The sequence below is a fragment of the Psychrobacillus sp. NPDC093180 genome (assembly GCF_044754065.1).
Lineage (GTDB): Bacteria > Bacillota > Bacilli > Bacillales_A > Planococcaceae > Psychrobacillus.
Genome location: NZ_JBIVOJ010000003.1, coordinates 222,377 through 240,682, shown reverse-complemented (window position 1 = coordinate 240,682; position 18,306 = coordinate 222,377). Strand labels below are relative to the sequence as shown.

17 protein-coding genes and 1 riboswitch are annotated in these 18,306 nt (G+C 39.8%); of the genes, 1 reads left to right on the top strand and 16 read right to left on the bottom strand.

What is annotated here, in order from left to right; genetic code table 11:
• Window position 1 precedes the first annotated feature (1 nt).
• The 16 genes from ACIP9W_RS06640 to ACIP9W_RS06565 all read right to left on the bottom strand — a co-directional run bounded on the left by ACIP9W_RS06640 (window position 2) and on the right by ACIP9W_RS06565 (window position 15,264).
• Window positions 2-592, bottom strand: a complete 591-nt coding sequence (locus ACIP9W_RS06640; RefSeq protein WP_400787431.1) for a cob(I)yrinic acid a,c-diamide adenosyltransferase — start codon at window positions 590-592, stop codon at window positions 2-4.
• Window positions 589-978 carry a bifunctional adenosylcobinamide kinase/adenosylcobinamide-phosphate guanylyltransferase gene (locus ACIP9W_RS06635; protein WP_400787426.1) on the bottom strand — a complete coding sequence of 130 codons (390 nt, stop codon included), beginning with the start codon at window positions 976-978 and terminating at the stop codon, window positions 589-591. The genes ACIP9W_RS06640 and ACIP9W_RS06635 overlap by 4 nt, the downstream gene beginning before the upstream one ends.
• Complete coding sequence (locus ACIP9W_RS06630; protein ID WP_400787417.1) at window positions 930-1,529, bottom strand: histidine phosphatase family protein; 600 nt, start codon at window positions 1,527-1,529, stop codon at window positions 930-932. The genes ACIP9W_RS06635 and ACIP9W_RS06630 overlap by 49 nt, the downstream gene beginning before the upstream one ends.
• The gene (cobS, locus tag ACIP9W_RS06625) at window positions 1,499-2,248 is read right to left on the bottom strand and encodes an adenosylcobinamide-GDP ribazoletransferase (protein ID WP_400787415.1); all 750 of its coding nucleotides are present in this window, start codon (window positions 2,246-2,248) and stop codon (window positions 1,499-1,501) included. The genes ACIP9W_RS06630 and cobS overlap by 31 nt, the downstream gene beginning before the upstream one ends.
• Window positions 2,245-3,069, bottom strand: a complete 825-nt coding sequence (locus tag ACIP9W_RS06620) for a cobyric acid synthase (protein WP_400787412.1) — start codon at window positions 3,067-3,069, stop codon at window positions 2,245-2,247. Before ACIP9W_RS06620 ends, cobS begins: the two co-directional genes overlap by 4 nt.
• Window positions 3,070-3,078: 9 nt before the next feature.
• A complete protein-coding gene (locus ACIP9W_RS06615) occupies window positions 3,079-3,609 on the bottom strand; it encodes a bifunctional adenosylcobinamide kinase/adenosylcobinamide-phosphate guanylyltransferase (protein WP_400787409.1) in 531 nt (176 codons plus the stop codon).
• Window positions 3,582-4,658: a pyridoxal phosphate-dependent aminotransferase gene (locus ACIP9W_RS06610; protein WP_400787406.1), complete on the bottom strand. Its 1,077-nt coding sequence runs from the start codon at window positions 4,656-4,658 to the stop codon at window positions 3,582-3,584. Before ACIP9W_RS06610 ends, ACIP9W_RS06615 begins: the two co-directional genes overlap by 28 nt.
• Window positions 4,645-5,604, bottom strand: coding sequence for an adenosylcobinamide-phosphate synthase CbiB (gene cbiB / locus ACIP9W_RS06605; RefSeq protein WP_400787403.1), 960 nt, complete (start codon window positions 5,602-5,604; stop codon window positions 4,645-4,647). The genes ACIP9W_RS06610 and cbiB overlap by 14 nt, the downstream gene beginning before the upstream one ends.
• 2 nt (window positions 5,605-5,606) lie before the next feature.
• Window positions 5,607-7,076 carry an adenosylcobinamide amidohydrolase gene (locus tag ACIP9W_RS06600; protein ID WP_400787400.1) on the bottom strand — a complete coding sequence of 490 codons (1,470 nt, stop codon included), beginning with the start codon at window positions 7,074-7,076 and terminating at the stop codon, window positions 5,607-5,609.
• A 1-nt stretch (window position 7,077) separates the two neighbouring features.
• Window positions 7,078-8,061 (bottom strand): FecCD family ABC transporter permease, encoded by a 984-nt coding sequence (locus ACIP9W_RS06595; RefSeq protein WP_142538226.1) that lies wholly within the window; start codon window positions 8,059-8,061, stop codon window positions 7,078-7,080.
• A gap of 4 nt (window positions 8,062-8,065) precedes the next feature.
• Window positions 8,066-9,040, bottom strand: a complete 975-nt coding sequence (locus tag ACIP9W_RS06590; RefSeq protein ID WP_400787398.1) for an ABC transporter substrate-binding protein — start codon at window positions 9,038-9,040, stop codon at window positions 8,066-8,068.
• Between the two features lie 132 nt (window positions 9,041-9,172).
• A riboswitch (cobalamin riboswitch) is annotated at window positions 9,173-9,312 on the bottom strand.
• A 708-nt stretch (window positions 9,313-10,020) separates the two neighbouring features.
• Window positions 10,021-11,688 (bottom strand): arginine--tRNA ligase, encoded by a 1,668-nt coding sequence (gene argS, locus ACIP9W_RS06585; RefSeq protein ID WP_400787396.1) that lies wholly within the window; start codon window positions 11,686-11,688, stop codon window positions 10,021-10,023.
• Complete coding sequence (locus tag ACIP9W_RS06580) at window positions 11,689-12,108, bottom strand: YwiB family protein (protein WP_400787393.1); 420 nt, start codon at window positions 12,106-12,108, stop codon at window positions 11,689-11,691.
• A gap of 126 nt (window positions 12,109-12,234) precedes the next feature.
• The gene (gene speB, locus ACIP9W_RS06575) at window positions 12,235-13,107 is read right to left on the bottom strand and encodes an agmatinase (RefSeq protein ID WP_400787392.1); all 873 of its coding nucleotides are present in this window, start codon (window positions 13,105-13,107) and stop codon (window positions 12,235-12,237) included.
• A gap of 4 nt (window positions 13,108-13,111) precedes the next feature.
• Window positions 13,112-13,945: a spermidine synthase gene (gene speE, locus ACIP9W_RS06570; protein ID WP_282243026.1), complete on the bottom strand. Its 834-nt coding sequence runs from the start codon at window positions 13,943-13,945 to the stop codon at window positions 13,112-13,114.
• Between the two features lie 164 nt (window positions 13,946-14,109).
• Window positions 14,110-15,264, bottom strand: a complete 1,155-nt coding sequence (locus ACIP9W_RS06565) for an RNA-guided endonuclease InsQ/TnpB family protein (protein WP_400787389.1) — start codon at window positions 15,262-15,264, stop codon at window positions 14,110-14,112.
• A 245-nt stretch (window positions 15,265-15,509) separates the two neighbouring features.
• On the opposite strand from ACIP9W_RS06565, the gene ACIP9W_RS06560 reads away from it, so the two are divergent.
• A complete protein-coding gene (locus ACIP9W_RS06560) occupies window positions 15,510-17,582 on the top strand; it encodes a transglycosylase domain-containing protein (protein WP_400787387.1) in 2,073 nt (690 codons plus the stop codon).
• Window positions 17,583-18,306 lie beyond the last annotated feature (724 nt).

Sequence of the window (18,306 nt, the reverse complement as noted above, 5' to 3'; positions counted from 1 at the left end):
CTTACTCCCCCTCTTTTTTAACGCTTCCTACGTTCTTGAATACTTTTGCACTTCGAACATATTCTACATCTGAAACTTTCATCCGTGCATTAGTCACTCGAGCTGCCGCAAATAAATAGTCAGATAGTCGATTTAAATAGCGTTGCACAACTGTTGGTACATCTTCTTCTGCCTTTGTCAAAGTGACCACCTGTCGTTCTGCACGTCTCGTAACAGTGCGTGCTATATGAAGTGTTGCTGCTGCAGGTGTTCCGCCAGGCAAAATGAAGCGCTCCAACGCTGGGCTCTCATCGACTAGTACATCTATTCGTTTTTCCATTGCTTCAATTGGTTCGTCTGTCATTTTATATACGCGACGATTCGATACATTTGCAAGATCTCCGCCACAATCGAATAGCTCATGCTGAATAGTTTCTAGATCTTCTAGAATATCCGCAAATACAGCCGGGTCTAGTTCCGTCACTGCTTTTCCGATAAATGAATTTAGCTCATCGATTGTTCCGTATGCTTCTACACGTATATTATCCTTATCTGTTCTTCCTCCGATTAAGCCTGTTTTCCCTTTGTCGCCAGTTTTTGTATAAATCTTCATCTCCACACATCTCCCTTTATTGTTTGTGCAATTCCATACCAAATACGTGTAACACTTTCCGCCTTTGTAAAAAGTTGTTGATAAAATCGACCGACGTCATCTCTTAATCTACGGGCAGTTGCTTCCATCGGTACAATTCCTCGACCAATTTCAGTTGCGATTACAATAACCTCGAATTTCATATTCCATCGCTCCAAGTGTTCGAGCCATTCTTCCAACTTTGTTTGTACCAAATTTTCTACCCCATAAACAACGACTACTTCTGTATTTGACAATAATACTGGAATATCCTCCTCGGCATTCATCCATTGCACGTTTTGTCCTTGAATCCGGTTCTCTACGTACGCTCGTTTTCCATTAAATGCTCCACCGAAAATGACATGCATCGCTTTCCCTCCAGTACGTCTTTTTTAAGTGTCCATTGCAACTCGTAGCTGCACCCATGTGGTACTTCCCATTCCCAAAAACTTTTTTTAATAGGTGCAAATTTCATCAACAAAAAGCGAATGGGACCACCATGTGTAATAATAATGGGATGGTTTACTTCTTCCACTACTTCATAAAAAGCTTGCAATACTCGGTCTTCCATTTGTTCTAACGACTCTCCATTTGGAGGAGCAACTTCTCTCGGATTATCCAACCAATTTCTATATAAAGTATCTTCTTTTAATTCATTATATGTTTTTTGCTCCCAATCACCAAAGGAGCATTCCCTGAAATTTGCATTTTCCGTATAAGAAATTCCCCTAAAAACTTTTGCTACCGTTTGTTTGCATCGCGTTAAATCGCTGCCAATCACTTGTTTGTTTATGGCAGTTAGTTTTTTCGTTAGGATGTCATCGATGATCGGTTCATCGGTCCAGCCGATGTATTTTTTATCGCGATTCCCTTGCGTTGGCAAATGTCTTACGAGAGTAATAGTAAAAGTGCCAGCCATAATACCACCTCCGAAACTTCCACACTCGCTCCAAGCAAATCGCCGGTAACCCCTCCGAAGTTCCTAAGCGCCCAATTGCGAAATAAACAAATAAAACCAAACAACACAACTGCTACTGTTACCGCAATAAGCCAATCCGTCAGCAAGCCTAAAACAGCTAGACCAAGTAAAAAGTGACATACAGCTGCAAACAACACAGCCCTCTCATTCATTTTTTGCTTGAAAAAATGAGCGAGTCCACTCGTTTTCGCATTATTTGTGCAAGAGAATAAAACGACAAGTACCACCCTAGAAAAATAAGGGATCAGTAGGAGTAAAATCCCATGAAAAGATGTTGCTGCAATTACTTCCGATACTATAATAACTTTGCCAACGACCAGCAAAACAACAGCCATTACACCAAATGCACCGACTCGCGGATCATCTAATATTTCAAATCGCTTCATACGGTCTTTATAAGAAAAAAATGCATCCGATGTATCGATAAACCCGTCCATATGAAGTCCGCCAGAAAACAAAATGCCAAGCAGTACAATACTAAATCCAGTCATTAATGGACTCCATTGAGCGTAAAGCACGATACAGGCAATGGCCCCGATTACAGCACCTAACCAAGGAAAAATACTATACATCCCCGTAATCTGACGTCTTTCCATCGGTAAATTTTTGTTCACTGGTATGATGGTGAAAAATTGAAGTGCTAGTAACAGGCTATTCACTTTTGCACCCCGTTTAACATGGAAATGATCTTTTCCCATTTTACATGTTTATTGAAATGGTTTGCCCATTCGTCTATTTGTTCATCAGATGCATTCCGGCCATTTTTCGCTTCGCCGTCTTCTTCCTCTAGTTCATTAGGAAAATAAGGAACGATTCCAATCACATCGATTCCCGTATATGACTCGATAAAATCTATTCCGTCTTGAAATAAGGAAGCATCCCCTCGAAACTTATTGATAATGATTCCTTTTACTCGGGCTCTTTGCGCTTCTGGTAACAGTGCAAGCGTACCGACGATAGATGCAAATACTCCTCCATACTCAATATTTGCTACTAATAAAACTGGGACATCTGCTAAATCAGCAATCCGCATATTTACTAATTCTCGATCTCTTAAATTCACTTCTACAGGGCTACCGGCCCCTTCTAAAATTAAATATTCATAAGTCGCGGAAAGCTTCTCTAAGCTATGTTTTATCAATAGTTGACCTTCTTCAAAAAACTGCTCCCGGTAATGCATTCCATTCATTTTATTCAGCTTTTCCCCTAAAATAATGATGTCGGATTCCATGTTTCCCGCGGGTTTCAGCAGTATAGGGTTCATTTCTGCTCTATAAGGGGTTTTTGCGGCTCTTGCTTGTAAAGATTGCGAAACACTTATTTCCAAGCCTTCCTCTGTTTGGATACTTAAAGACGACATATTTTGTGATTTAAATGGAGCCACTCGCTTTCCTTCATTTGCTAGGAGCCTGCAAATCGCTGTACATACTAAGCTTTTCCCTACGCTAGAAGCGGTCCCTTGCACCATTAAGCCTTTCATCTGCATCCCTCATTTCCACTGATGACCGATGCCATATTCCATTTCATAGGCATGATCTGCTTTTGCTACAAGCTTTTGATGGAGCCGACCAATCCACTCTTGATAGAAAGCTGTATATTCATATTTTGATACTGGTTCATCCAGCACTTCATTTGAAACTATGACTAGCACCTGTACTTTTTCTAATAATTTTTCCATTGTCACGAATAACTGCTTTTCTACTTCTTCCATTTGACCTTCGTAAAGCTCATTTGCAAGCCAAGTAGTAACACAATCCCAAAGAATAGCATCATCTTCTTCAATGTGTGGAAGAATCTGCTCCATATGTCGTGGCTGCTCAATTGTCACCCATTCGACTGGGTAATTTAGACGATCGTCTTGGTGTCTGGTAATACGTGCTTTCATTTCCTCGTCGACTGCAATACCAGAAGCAATGTACACATTTCGTTTTGCTTGCTCGTTCATGACAAGTTTTTCAGCGAAGCTACTTTTTCCGCTCCGCACTCCCCCTGTTATGAAGACAAGTTTTCCTCGAACCATGTGGTCATCTCCCTTTGCAAATACTCCATTTGTGCCTTTACCTTCATGCCAACACGAAACCACTTTCCATCCAAACCTTTAAAGTTTTCTGTATGGCGAAGGACACACCCTTTTGCCAATAAATACTCGAAAAACGCCTTCGAACTTGAAGGTGCGGGCAGTTGGAAACAGAGGAAATTAGTTGTGGACGGCAATACAATGCAATTCCACTTTTCTAGGAAATCGGTAAAGCCCTCCCGCATTTCTTTTGCAAAAGTGATTGCTTGCATTCGGTACGCTTCTTCCTGCAAACAGTCAGCTCCGATCGTTATAGCAATCGCATTACTATTCCAATGTGACAACCGGGAGCGGATATCTTTTATGAACGCTTCGCTCCCTAATGCATATCCAAGACGTAAACCTGGGATCGCATACATTTTCGTCATCGAACGCACGACCATCACGTTAGGAAAATCCTTCAAATACGGGATAAAGGATTCTTTTTCATCAATAAAGTCGAGAAATGCTTCGTCTAAGATGACTTCACATCTATATCTTTTTGCGTAGCTTGCAAGTTGGATAATTTCCTCTAAAGGAATTAAATAACCGGTTGGATTATTTGGTCTGCAAATATAGATTGCCTCTGCAAACTCAATTTCATCGAATACCTCATCTAAAGGAAGCTGGCCTGTTGCAATTATTTCTTTTATGTATACATGATAAGGAGCAAGTGTCGCCGCATATTCTGAAAAGGTTGGATGAATCAAGACGACACGCTTGTTTTCATATCGTTTTGCAATGCTTGCAAATAGTTCTGCTGCTCCGTTTCCAACGATGATGTTACTGACGGATACGTCGTGATACTTAGCGGCTGCAGATAAAAAAGGCTCTCCAGCCGGATCTGGATATTTTGTGATTAACTCCGCATATGAAGACCATTTTTCCATTACGAAAGCTGGTGGACCTAATGGGTTTACATTTTCACTAAAATCCATTATTTTTTCTGGCATCTCGATTCCTAGACGTTCATATACGTGATGTGCATTTGCTCCATGATTAGGTAATGCCATATAAAATTCCTCCAATGACCATCATCCAAAGCCAAAATAGATATACTGCTGTATTCAAATGAGAGATGGTACTTAATATATGGTTTGGTGATAAAGGGACCTCTCCAATTCCCATGCGGGCACGATTTGAAATAATTCCTTTATATGTATTCATTCCCCCAAGTTGAATGCCTAGCTGGTAAGCAGTTGCTGCCTCTAAATAACCACTATTTGGGCTTGGATGTTTTTTCGCATCAAGCCACCAGCCTTTCATACGCTTGTTAAAAGGTAGCTTACTTTCTTTTTTACCCCACAGCATAATAAGATAGCCCGTCAAACGACTAGGTATAAAGTTTGCTATATCATCCAGCTTTGCAGCAGCGTATCCGAACTCTTCGTACTGCTCGTTTTTATAACCAACCATCGAATCGAGTGTATTGATCGCTTTATAAACCCAAAGCCCGGGAGCTCCTGCAAACAAGAACGCATAAAAAAGCGGAGCCGTAATTCCATCACTAATATTCTCGGAAACTGTTTCCACGACACCTCGTGTAATTTCTTGTTCACCTAACGTTTCTGTATCTCTTCCGACGATCCACGATAGCTTTTGTCTAGCAGTAGGTAAATCATTTGCAACTAGCGGTTTATATACATCCATCGCTGCTTCTCTTAAGCTTTTTTGGGCTAATCCTGAAGCAATTAAAATACTTTCCACTATAATTCCAACCCACATATGAATGGAATACGCACTTACTAAAAGTGCAATCGTGACAGAAAAGGTAATGCCTACTACGATAAAAACGAGTAGAAATCCTTTTGCTTTCTTCGACCTTCCTTTATTCAACCAAGTGGTTAGCTTTGAAATGAGCGTACCAATAAATCGAACGGGATGCGGCCAATTCTGCGGATCTCCGATTATTCTATCGAGCAAGAGCCCTATTGCAATTGCGATAATATGAGGACCCATTTCTATTCCCAGCCTTTTGCTTTTTTGTAAGTTTGGATTGCCTCCACTGTGCATTCATAGACACCAAGCCCTATTTTTTTACCTACTTCCGTAATAGGGCCTGCATATGGAATATGCGCTCCTTGTTGCGCGGCTGCAACGAGCACGCTATCTGTCGATGTTCCAGTCGCAATCGTGCCAGTGCGTGGATCCTTAACTTGTTCGTAGGCTAGTGCTTTTGTTTTCGCTTCGGTTGCAGTAATGACCGCTTGTATAAAAGCTTCCTCTGCTAGTTCCCCGTTTATGATGATCCATGTGTTAATTGTACCGATAGCGGGCATTGCTTCTACTTCATAAGCTTTTGCCACATCTACTGCATTTCCAACTCCTGCAGTCACCATAATAATAACGGAGCCAAAATCTCCATCGTATTGTTTAATGACCGCATCTTTCGTATAAACAGCAGTCATCATTCCTACTGTTTCCGTTTCAGAATAGCCGCGATCGGTTAGGAATTGTTGCATTTCTGTTTGGGCGTTATCAATATTATAGTGGGCATCTACTCTTCGATTCACGAACGTTCGATACCAGCCAGTCCCCGCATTTATGACTGCGGATGACCAAGTTTTTAATTGGTGTTCTGCTTGAAATACGACTAACTCATCGGTCACTTGAAAGTTTTCAATTGTAATGAGTTTCTCCTCACGCCGCTCTTTTATATCTGGTAGTATCGTGATTTGAGGTTTTGGACGCTCTGGATGCGGATTTGTGCTAATTCTGGCTTTATATACCGTTTCAATTTGTTCTTTCATAACGACTTCATGCGGTTCTCCGATGACTTTTACTTGGCCATGATCCATTAATAGGAGCTGGTCACAGTAAAGAGATGCAAGATTGATATCATGAAATATACTGATGATGGTCATCCCGTTTTCATTTGCTTGCGTTTTGATCGTATCTAACAATTGTTTTTGATGTGCAATATCCAAATGATTCGTTGGTTCATCCAGTAGCAGGATTGGAGCTTGTTGTGCGAGTGCTTGTGCGACAAATACACGCTGTTGCTCCCCACCGGACAATAGATCTAACATATGATGTTCGTATTTTTCTATCCCCATTTGCTTCATCGCCAAGTTTACGGCTGCTTCATCCTCATTTGACCACGAAGCAAACAAACCACTCTGATGAGGGTAGCGACCAAGCGCAATCGTATCTCTCACCGTATGGGAAAATGCGTGACTATGTAGTTGTGGAAGAACCGCCATTTTTTTCGCTAGCTCTTTCGACGAATAAGCATGTAGGGATTTACCATCTATTAATACATCTCCAGATTCCTTATGCAGTATGCCACTGATTACTTTTAGCAAAGTGGACTTCCCGCTCCCGTTTGGACCAAGAATTCCGAGCATCTCTCCTTTTTCAACATGAAAGGAGACATTTTTAACGATCAATTTACGGTCATAACCACCTGAAACATTTTCTACTTGCAACATATTAAATGCCTCCTTTTTTTCGTTGTCTAAAGAAAATAAATGCAAACACCGGTGCACCGATAAATGCTGTAATAACACCAATCGGCAGCTCAGTAGGCGCAATAATCGTACGAGACACTAAATCACAGATGATCAATAACGCCGCCCCATTTATAAAGCTAAGCGGTAATACATGCCGATTGTCCGAGCCAAATAGTAGTCTTGTCATATGGGGAACGACAAGCCCGACAAACCCAATTGTTCCAGATACTGCAACTGCTGTGCCGGTAAGCATTGACCCACCGATCAAAATCATCATTTTTCTCTTTTTCACATTGACTCCTAAATGCTGTGCTCGCTCTTCCCCAAACAGCATCGCATTTAGCTCTCTTCTGTTTAACCATAATAACAGCGTACCAATGAGCACAAAAGGGATAGCCATTTGCACAAAACTCCAGCCGCGCATCGACACACTACCGAGAAGCCAGCTAATAATTTGGCGTAACTCTTCCCCAGTGAGTGCAATCATTAGTGAAATAACGGAGCCTAAAAAAGAGCTAAATATAATACCCGTTAAAATAATTGTTTCCATTTTCATCGCACGATCGACTAGTTTTGCAAAAGAAATAACTAGAAACATCGTCACTAATGCACCGATCATACTGAAAACCGGCAACGTGAATATCCCTAAAAATGGTACCGAAATACCGAAAAAGAGCGTAGTCACGGCACCTACCGAGGCACCGGACGACACTCCTAACGTATAAGGATCGGCAAGCGGATTTTTTAACAATCCTTGAAACGCAGCGCCTGCAATAGCTAGTGATGCACCAACTAGCCCTGCAAGCACAACACGCGGCATGCGAATTTTCCAAACAATATTCGATGCGATTGCATCTGCTCCCGTATCCCATAATGTGCTGATCGGTACCTTAACGGATCCGACCGATACACCAAGCCAAATTGCAACAAGTAGTGCTGCAATCGACAAGATGTAGCCGATCATGGCTTTACTCACTAAATGCCTCTGGGTAAATTGCTTTCGCGATTTCTTCTAACCCATCTGCAAGACGTGGACCTGTACGACTCGTTAAGTTTTCATCCACTTGTACTACCGCATCATTTTGCACCGCAGTAATCGTATCGAAACCATCACGTGCTTTTACACTATCTACAATTCCATCTACATAGCTATACATAACGATAATTACGTCTGGATTACGGCTAACAATTTCTTCCGGTGAAATCATAAACCAGCCTTCTTGATCTGCTGCGATATTTTCTGCATTCACCATATCTAAAATTTCTTGCATGAACGTTCCTTTACCAGGTGTATAAACTTCTGGAACATCTGTAGTTTCTACAAATACTGTTTTCTTCGTTTCTACTTTTGCCACTTTTTCTTTTACTTCTTCTACTTTTGCTTTCATATCTTCTACAATTTTTTGTGCTTCTTCTAATTTACCTGTAGCACGACCAATTTGTTCGATTGTTGTATATGTTTCATTGAAATCAGTTGCATTTTTCACAACAAATACTTTCACACCAGCATCGCGGAGTTGTTGTAAACCAGCTTCGCCTATTCCTAACATAGACTCATGCGCAAATACGATTTCTGGATTCATCGATAAGATTTTCTCTACGTTGAATTCCTGTCCACCAATTTTCTCTTTTTCTAGCGCTTCTTCTGGATAGTTATCATAGTCATTTACACCAACGATTTCTTCATTTAACCCAAGCGCGAATAGAATTTCTGTATTACTTGGGATCATGGAAACGATTGTTTTTGGAGCTTCTTCTAACGTTATTTCATTGCCAACCGCATCCGTCATTGTTATCGGAAATGTAGCTTCATCTACCTCTGCTTGTTGTTCTTGTTGAGCATTGTCGTTATTTTCGACAGGTTTTGCTTCTTCTTGACCACAACCGACTAATAGCAATGCTGCTAAAGCGGATGTCATCCATAATTGCCATAATTTCTTCATGTTACTTTCCCCCATTTTCTTCTGTGCAAATAAAAAACTCTCGTCCAATGAACGAGAGATAGAATAGGTATAAATCTGCAAGGTTTCCATAAGCCAAGCCGACTCACACGTTACCTATCCTCGTAGGCATTAAAGTGTTCACACATAAAGGCAGGTTTTCTGACTCATGATAGCGGACTATCACACACAGTGGCGGGACCGTGCTGGATTTAAACCAGCTTCCCTTTTAACTTACTAGTTTCATAGCAAGCACCTTTATGTTCAAAATATTTTGTATGCATCGACTTCATTATACATGAAATGGCATGGTTGTCGACAGGGATTTTTTTATAGCGAATGAAGGGGAAAATGGTTTTCCGACTAAGACGGAAACACTTTCTCCCCCAAAAAACGTTACGACCAGGCATGATCTGGACATATTTCCGCTAGAGAAAGCCGGTCCGAATTAAGGAAAAAATATCCTTTTACAACTAAGTCGCTCATTTTTACAACTAAATGCGCTAAAATTCCAACTAAACTCTCCAAAATTCCAACTAAATCATGAATTTTTCCAACTATACACTTTCACCCCAAAAGAATCTCTAATCAAGCATGAACTGGACATATTGCCGATAAAGAATTTCGGCATAATTTAAGGAAGAAATATCCTTTTACAACTAAGTCGCTCATTTTTACAACTAAATGCGCTAAAATTCCAACTAAACACCCCAAAATTCCAACTAAATCTTGAATATTTCCAACTAAACACTTTCTCATCAAGAAACTCTCCACCCAAGCACAAACTGGACATATGGCCGATAAAGAATTCTACCATGATTTAAGGAAGAAATATCCTTTTACAACTAAGATGCTCAATTTTCCAACTAAATGCGCTAAAATTCCAACTAAACTCTCCAAAATTCCAACTAACGCATGTATTTTTCCAACTAAACATATTCCTCCAACAAAAAACACTCCGACCGAGGTCGAAGTGTTCGATATTACATTTTTTCTGGAGCCGCAACGCCGATTAAGCGAAGTGCGTTCGCGATTGTTTGGCGAGCAGATGTAACTAGTGCAAGACGAGCGCCAGTTAAAGCGACATTTTCTGCATCGAGTACTTTATCCGCATTGTAGAAGCTGTGGAATGTTGCTGCTAGCTCTTGGATATAAGTTGCAGCGCGGTGAGGTGCACGAAGTTTTGCAGCATCTGCTACTACTTGTGGGAAGTCACCGATTTTTTTCAATAGATCTAATTCTTTTTCGCTTTGTAATAAATCAAGTGAATCTGTTGAAGCTTTTAATTGTTGAGTTTCAGCTGCTCGTAAGATGGAGCAAATACGTGCATGTGCATACTGAGCATAATACACTGGGTTTTCATTTGATTGAGAAACGGCTAAGTCCAAATCGAAGTCCATATGTGAGTCGCCTGAACGCATGCCGAAGAAGTAACGAACTGCATCCAGGCCTACCTCTTCTACTAGTTCACGCATCGTAACTGCTTTACCAGTACGTTTACTCATCTTCATTTTTTCGCCGTCTTTATATAGTTGAACCATTTGAATAACGGAAACTTCTAGTTTTTCACGCTCGTATCCAAGTGCTTCAATCGCCGCTTTCATACGTGGGATGTATCCGTGGTGGTCTGCTCCCCAAATGTTGATCAGTTGGTCGAAGCCGCGTACTAGCTTATCTTCATGGTAAGCGATATCTGGTAATAAATACGTGAAAGAGCCGTCACTTTTAATCAATACGCGGTCTTTGTCATCGCCAAACGTTGTAGAGCGGAACCAAGTTGCTCCTTCTTCTTCGAAAATATGACCGTTTGCTTTTAATTTATCTAATGCTACTTCAATTTTTCCATCTGTGTATAAAGAAGTTTCAGAGAACCAATTATCGAATCCTACACGGAAGTCCGCTAAGTCTTTTTGTAACTTCGCAAGTTCTACTTTTAAACCGTGTGCACGGAACGCTTTATAACGCTCTTCGTCAGACATTTGTACAAATTTATCGCCATGCTCTTTTACTAGATCCGCTGCGATATCAATAATATCTTGACCGCGGTATCCGTCTTCTGGCATTTCTTTTTCTAAGCCTAATGCTTCGAAATAGCGCACTTCAATAGAAACCGCTAAGTTATGGATTTGATTTCCAGCATCATTAATATAATATTCACGAGAAACATCATATCCTGCAAAATCAAGTACGTTACATAGTGAATCTCCAACAGATGCACCACGCGCATGTCCTAAATGCAAGTCACCAGTTGGATTCGCAGAGACGAACTCGACTTGAATTTTTTCGCCAGCACCAGATTTAGTACGGCCATAATCAGCTTGTTCAGCAAGTACTGCTTTTACTACTTCCTGTAAATAATCCTTACGCACGGTAATATTCATAAATCCTGGACCAGCGATGTCGATTTTTTCCATCATTGTACCTGACATATCTAGGTTTTCTACGATAGCGTCTGCAATTTGACGTGGATTTTTTTTCGCTAGTTTCGTTAATTGCATGGCAATATTTGTTGCGTAATCCCCATTTGCTTTGTCTTTCGGTGTTTCTAAATGGATAGAAGGAATTTGTTCTTCTGTTACAAGTTCCGCTTTCACAATTGCTTGTTGTAACGCGTTTTTGATCGATTGTTGTACTTGTTCTACTGCGTTCATTTAATTCGCCTCCATGTAAATTAGTTCTAATGTATATGTACCAACTACTTCTTCGTTTATCAAGAGTTCATACTCCACTCGGAATTGCCCATCTTCAAATCGTAGTTGTTTCGTATTTGTTGTGATCATTATAGTTCCGTAACCTGGATCATAGCTTCCTGTTTGAAGCTCTCCTTTTACGAATGGCAGTCTCATTTTTACGCCGCCACTTCTAAGAATTAAAGCAGAATCGCTATTTAACTTTACGGTCGTTTTGACTGCTTTGTCATTTTGGGTTTCTTCGTAAACTAAATAAGATTGTTTCCCTTTTATCATAAGTTCGCCTGTTGTTTGGATATCAAATGTTTCTAATGCGGCATCTGGGTGTTGAATCGTAGATTGTAAGTGGATATTAACTATTTTTTTTATTGGTTGAGACATTGCGTTCATCCTTTAGAGCATTTTAATGTAACCTTTTTATTATAAAGCTAAAAGCATGATAATGACAACTAAACATAGGTAAAACCTAAAAAAACGTGTGTCCTAAAAGGACAACACGTCTTTAAATTATTTAACCCAACCTAAAATCATTTCACGTAGCAACTTCGACGCAGTGTTAGCAGTCTGTTCCGATGAATCGTAAATCGGTGCGACTTCTACTAAATCGAACCCAACTACATTGACGCCTGAGTTTGCGATCGCATGGATAGAAGCAAGTAACTCACGGCTAGTGATTCCACCGCAATCTACTGTTCCCGTACCAGGTGCGTGTGCAGGGTCTAATACGTCGATGTCAATTGTGACATAGACAGGACGACCTTCTAGTGTAGGCAATACTTCTTTTAATGGCTCTAATACTTCAAACTTTGAAATATGCAAGCCATTTTCTTTTGCCCAATCGAACTCTTCTTTCATTCCGGAACGGATTCCAAATGAATAAACGTTTTTTGGACCGATGTATTCCGCAATTTTACGAATCGGTGTCGAGTGAGAAAGTGGCTCCCCTTCATATTCCACACGTAAATCCGTATGCGCATCCATATGAATGATCGCAAGATTTTTATAGTTGTCCGCCACTGTTTTCATAACCGGCCATGACACTAAATGCTCGCCGCCCATGCCAACAGGAACTTTCCCGTCTTGCATAAGTTGGCGAATGAAACCTGCGATTAAATCTAAGCTTTTCGATGCATTTCCAAATGGAAGCGGAATGTCTCCTGCATCAAAATAGTTTACTTCATCCAGCTCTCGGTCTAAATATGGGCTATACTCCTCTAAACCAATGGAAACTTCACGAATACGCTGCGGGCCAAAGCGTGAGCCTGGGCGATAGCTTACTGTCCAGTCCATTGGCATCCCGTAAATAACTGCTTGTGCTTCTTCGTAATTTTGCTTGCTTTTAATAAAAACATTTCCTGAATAAGCTTCATCAAATCGCATCGGCTTACTCTCCTGCTAAGTCCTTCACAAATTTAGGCAATACGAATGCTGCTTTGTGAAGCTCTTTTGTGTAATATTTTGTGTCGATTTCGTGGAACTGCTCGTCCGGCACTTGAAGTGGATCGTATTTTTTTGATCCGATCGTAAAGCACCAAAGTCCACTTGGATACGTCGGGATATTCGCTAAGTACATATTTGTAATTGGGAAAATCTCTTTTACGTCCTTTTGTACTTGGCGAATCAAGTCCGCTTTGAACCATGGGTTGTCCGATTGTGCAACGAACAATCCGTCTTCTTTTAGGGCTTTTGAGATTCCAGCATAGAAACCTTTTGTAAATAGGTTTACCGCAGGACCTACTGGCTCAGTAGAATCTACCATGATAACGTCGTATTCGTTTTCAGATTCTGCAATATGCATGAATCCGTCGCCTACTTGAACGTCTACACGTGGGTTTTCTAATTCACAAGCAATTTCCGGTAAATATTTCTTTGAATACTCAATAACTTTTCCATCTATATCAACAAGTGTTGCTTTTTTTACTTTCGGGTGCTTCATAATTTCACGAATTACGCCACCGTCTCCGCCACCAACAACTAATACATTTTCCGGGTTTGGATGAGTAAATAAAGGAACATGTGCAACCATCTCGTGGTAAACAAACTCATCTTTTTGAGATGTCATAACCATGCCATCTAAAAAGAGCATATTCCCCCACTCTTCTGTTTCTGCCATTTCCAATAATTGAAAGTCTGTTTGCTCCGTATGAAGTGTACGTTTTACCTTCATCGTAATTCCAAAATTCTCGGTTTGTTTTTCAGTAAACCAAAATCCGCTCATCTATCTATCTGCTACTAAAAACATAGTAAAATGTATAATTTTACTACGCTAGACAATTTCCTGCTTCAATGAACCCGAATTCACCAACTACTCGTTACTAACGTTTTTTAGTTCTCCACAGGCTTAAATTCGGATGTAGCCCACCCTATATATACATAGATTAACTAAGTTAATATTGTATAATTCGTTGCAAATTTAATATTTATACAAGCATTAAAATCTCTATCCATTTCCAGTTGGCAAGAATCGCACTTAAATAATCGTTCTGAAAGGCTCAGTTGGGTTTTCTTTGTTCCACAAGAAGAACACAACTTAGAAGATAGATACCATCTATCTACCAAACGTAATTCAATATTATGCTGAATACATTTTTTAAGAAGCCATTCTCTGAAATTATAGAAAAGCTGATGCGAAATCGCTTTTGAAAGATGTCTGTTTTTCATCATGCCTTTGATGTATAAATTTTCAATAGCAATATAGGTTGGTTTGGTTTTCACCAACTGTCGAACTACAAATCGGATGTACTCCTTACGAATATTCGCTAATCTAACGTGCAGTTTTTGTACAACTAGTAGTTGCTTCTGCCTATTTTTATAGCAGATTTCACCTCTCTTTCGATTTTTATTTTGTTCATAACTTCTACTTAACTTTTTTTGTTGTCTTTTTAAACTCTTTTCTAGCTTCCTTACATTTTGCCCTTTGTTGATATTTAGGAATGTTTTATTATGACTACATGTTGCAAATTCTTTTATTCCTAAATCAATTCCAATTCCATCATGGCTGTTTATAGTATGTTCATTTTTTTGCTCGATTTCACCAAGGACTGAAATAAAATATCTCCCAGCCTTTTTTGATACCGTACAACTGGAAGCATCTAATTCTGTAGGAATATAACCATATTCTTTTAATCTTACCCACCCAATTGTTGGGATTTTAATCCGATGACGTTCAATAGTTAAATCTGTTTTGTTATTTTTCGGAAAGTAAGCTTTAACATCACGGATTTTCTTTGATTTAAATTGTGGAAACTTAGCTAAGCCTTTAAAAAAATTTTTAAATGCCCTGTCCCCATTCATAATGGATTGTTTTACAGCTTTGCTTGAAACGTCTTTAATCCATAAGTCCCTATGAATTGTATGAACATTGTTCAACCATTTTGAAAAATTATAACCTGAAAGATGCTTACCAGTTTTTTCGTAATGCTCCTGAGCAGTGGAGAGATAAAGATTATACACATAACGACAAACCCCAATTGTTTGGTTCACTATTTGAGTTTGTTTATCGTCTAGGAGAATTTCTGTTTTATAAGCCTTTTTCAACTTCATCATCCTCATAATACTTTATTTCTTTCACTTCTATATTAAATATACCTCATAATTTATAATTTAACGCTAATTTTCTCCCTTATCAATATTATTTGTATATATTTTATCTCAAAAAAAATAATACAAAGAAAGTATAGAGCTTTTTCACAAAAGTGCAATACTTTTTTCTTTTTCCGTTTAATTTGAATCTATTGTTCTCATACTAATAAAAACATCCAAACAGGACGGAGGAGATTTTATTGGGGCGTGCACAATACCGGAAAAAAGCCACTCGATCTAAACGCATGAAAAGAGTTTTTTTACTAAGTATCGTTGCTAGCTTTGCATTAATTGGTGCACTTGTTACGCTCCGGGTTTACGCTCAAATCGTTGGTGCACCTATTATCCAAGTACCTATTTCGTCGGTATTTTTAGATGACCAGGGAAATGTAATTGGGGATCGATTTGAAGATCAAAGGCGTTACTGGGTTTCTCTCGAGGACATGTCACCATTTATTCCTGATGCGATTATTGCAGTAGAAGATCAGGAATTTTATAAGCATCACGGGTTTGATTATACTCGAATTGCTTCTGCTCTTTTGAAGGATATAAAAGCGATGCGAAAAGTAGAAGGCGCGAGTACGATTACCCAGCAATATGCTAGAAATCTATTTTTGACACATGAAAAGTCTTGGACTCGGAAGATCAATGAAGCTTTGTATGCTTACCGTTTGGAAGTTTTCTATGAAAAAGATGAATTGCTCGAAGGATTTTTAAACACTGTTTATTTTGGTCACGGTATGTACGGTGTAGAAGCCGCTAGCCGATATTATTTTGGAAAAAGTGCAAAAGACTTAACACTTGCAGAATCGGCTTTATTGATGGGAATCCCTAAAGGACCTACCTATTACTCCCCATTAGTCGATGAGGAAAAAGCGGTAAACAGACAACAACTGATTTTAAAATTAATGGAAAATGAGCAATTTATAACTGCAGATCAACGGGAACGTGCAGTCAGTGAACATTATGTGTTAAAAACGGAAGATTCGCTTGTGAAGAAAAAAGCAGCTCCTTACTTTTTAGAAGAGGTTTGGAAGGAAGCGACAGCAATTCTTCAGAAAAAGGGTCGCCGAATTGAAGAAGGTGGTTGGACAATCGAGACCACTTTGAACAGAAGTCACCAACAAGCAGCCGAAGAGGTCATCGAAAAGTGGATGCCCGAAGGAGAGCTACAAATTGGGTTTGTCAGCATCGAGCCAAAAACGGGATACGTTACAGCAATGGTCGGTGGACGCGATTTCAGCGAAAGTCCATTTAACCGAGTAACGCAAGCGAAAAGGCAGCCTGGTTCGACGATAAAACCATTATTATTTGCTTCTGCGTTAGAAAATGGATTCACACCTCTGACTTATATGAAAAGTGAACGAACTATTTTCACTTACGATAATGGACGACAGGAATATGAGCCGAAAAACGTCAATGATAAGTTTGCGGAGCACCCTATATCGATGGCACAAGCACTTGCCATCTCGGATAACATATACGCTGTCAAAACGCTTGAACAAATTGGGTACAAGCCTTTTGAACAATTGATTGAACGGTTTAATATTAAAATGGACATCGATGAAACGCCCGCAACTGCGCTCGGCACTTCAGAAGCTTCTTTGTTGGATATGACGAAAGCATATAATGCTATTTCTGCAAAGGGAATATTAAGAGAACCAACTTATATTACGAAAATAACCGATAACAACGGCAAGGTTCTTTATGATTTGGAAAAAGATAAAAGGAAAGATAAAAAAGTGTTGCTTGAACAAGATGCCTTTTTGCTGTCTCATTTACTAACCGGTATGTTCGATCCGACTTTCAATGATTACTCTCCTGCAACTGGCTTAAGTATTCGTGCAAAACAAACGAGACCATATGCAGCAAAATCCGGGACGACGATTTCCGATCAATATTTAATCGGCTTCTCCCCTCAATTGACTGCTGGTGTTTGGAATGGCTATGACCAAGGAAAACAGGTGAGTGAAGCCGAAGCTCGACAAGTAACAAAGCAAGTGTGGATTGAATTTATGGAAAAAGCACATCAAGGCTTACCATCAGAACCATTTATTGCTCCTGCAGGAGTTCGCGGAGTTATTGTGGATATTGAGACTGGTGGAATTGCCACTTCCGCTTGTGAAAAACAACGACTTGTCTATTTAAAAGAGGAAGACATTCCAACTAAGCTATGTACAGATCCAACGCTGAAGCAACAAACATTCGAAGCATCCGATAGCGAGGATACAACACCATGGTCCATATTCCCATTTTCGTTTTTTGGAGAATGAAGTGAGTGGGAATGGATGGATATGAGCAACTAGTTAGCTTAATTGGGAATAAACGGATAAGGGCAACCAATTGCGAATGAAAGCAACCAGTTTCCCAGCGAGAGCAACCAATTGCTAATGAAAGCAACCAGTTTCTTGATGAAGGCAATCAATTCCCTAGCCAGAGCAACCATTTCTCGGCGAAAGCAACCAATTTGGCTGGCAGAGAAACTAGTTCTCTTTCTAACGATTAGCATGGCTGAGAAATAAGCCTGATTGGAAATAAAAGGTTAAGGGCAACCTATTACTAATGAAAGCAACCAGTTTCTTGGTGAAAGCAATCAATTCTCTAGCCAGAGCAACCATTTCTCGGCGAAAGCAACCAATTTGGCTGGCAGAGCAACTAGTTCTCTTTATAACAAGTTAACTTGGCCGAGAAATACGCTTGATTGGAAATAAACGGATAAGGGCAACCAATTGCAGACGAAAGCAACCAGTTTCTTGGTGAAAGCAATCAATAGCCTAGCCAGAGCAACCATTTCTCGGTGAAAGCAACCAATTTGGCTGGGAGAGCAACTAGTTCTCTTTATAACAAGTTAACTTAGCTGAGAAATAAGCCTGATTGGAAATAAAAGGTTAAGGGAAACCAATTACTAATGAAAGCAACCAGTTCCTTGGTGACAGCAATCAATTCTCTAGCCAGAGCAACCATTTCTCGGCGAAAGCAACCAATTTGGCTGGGACA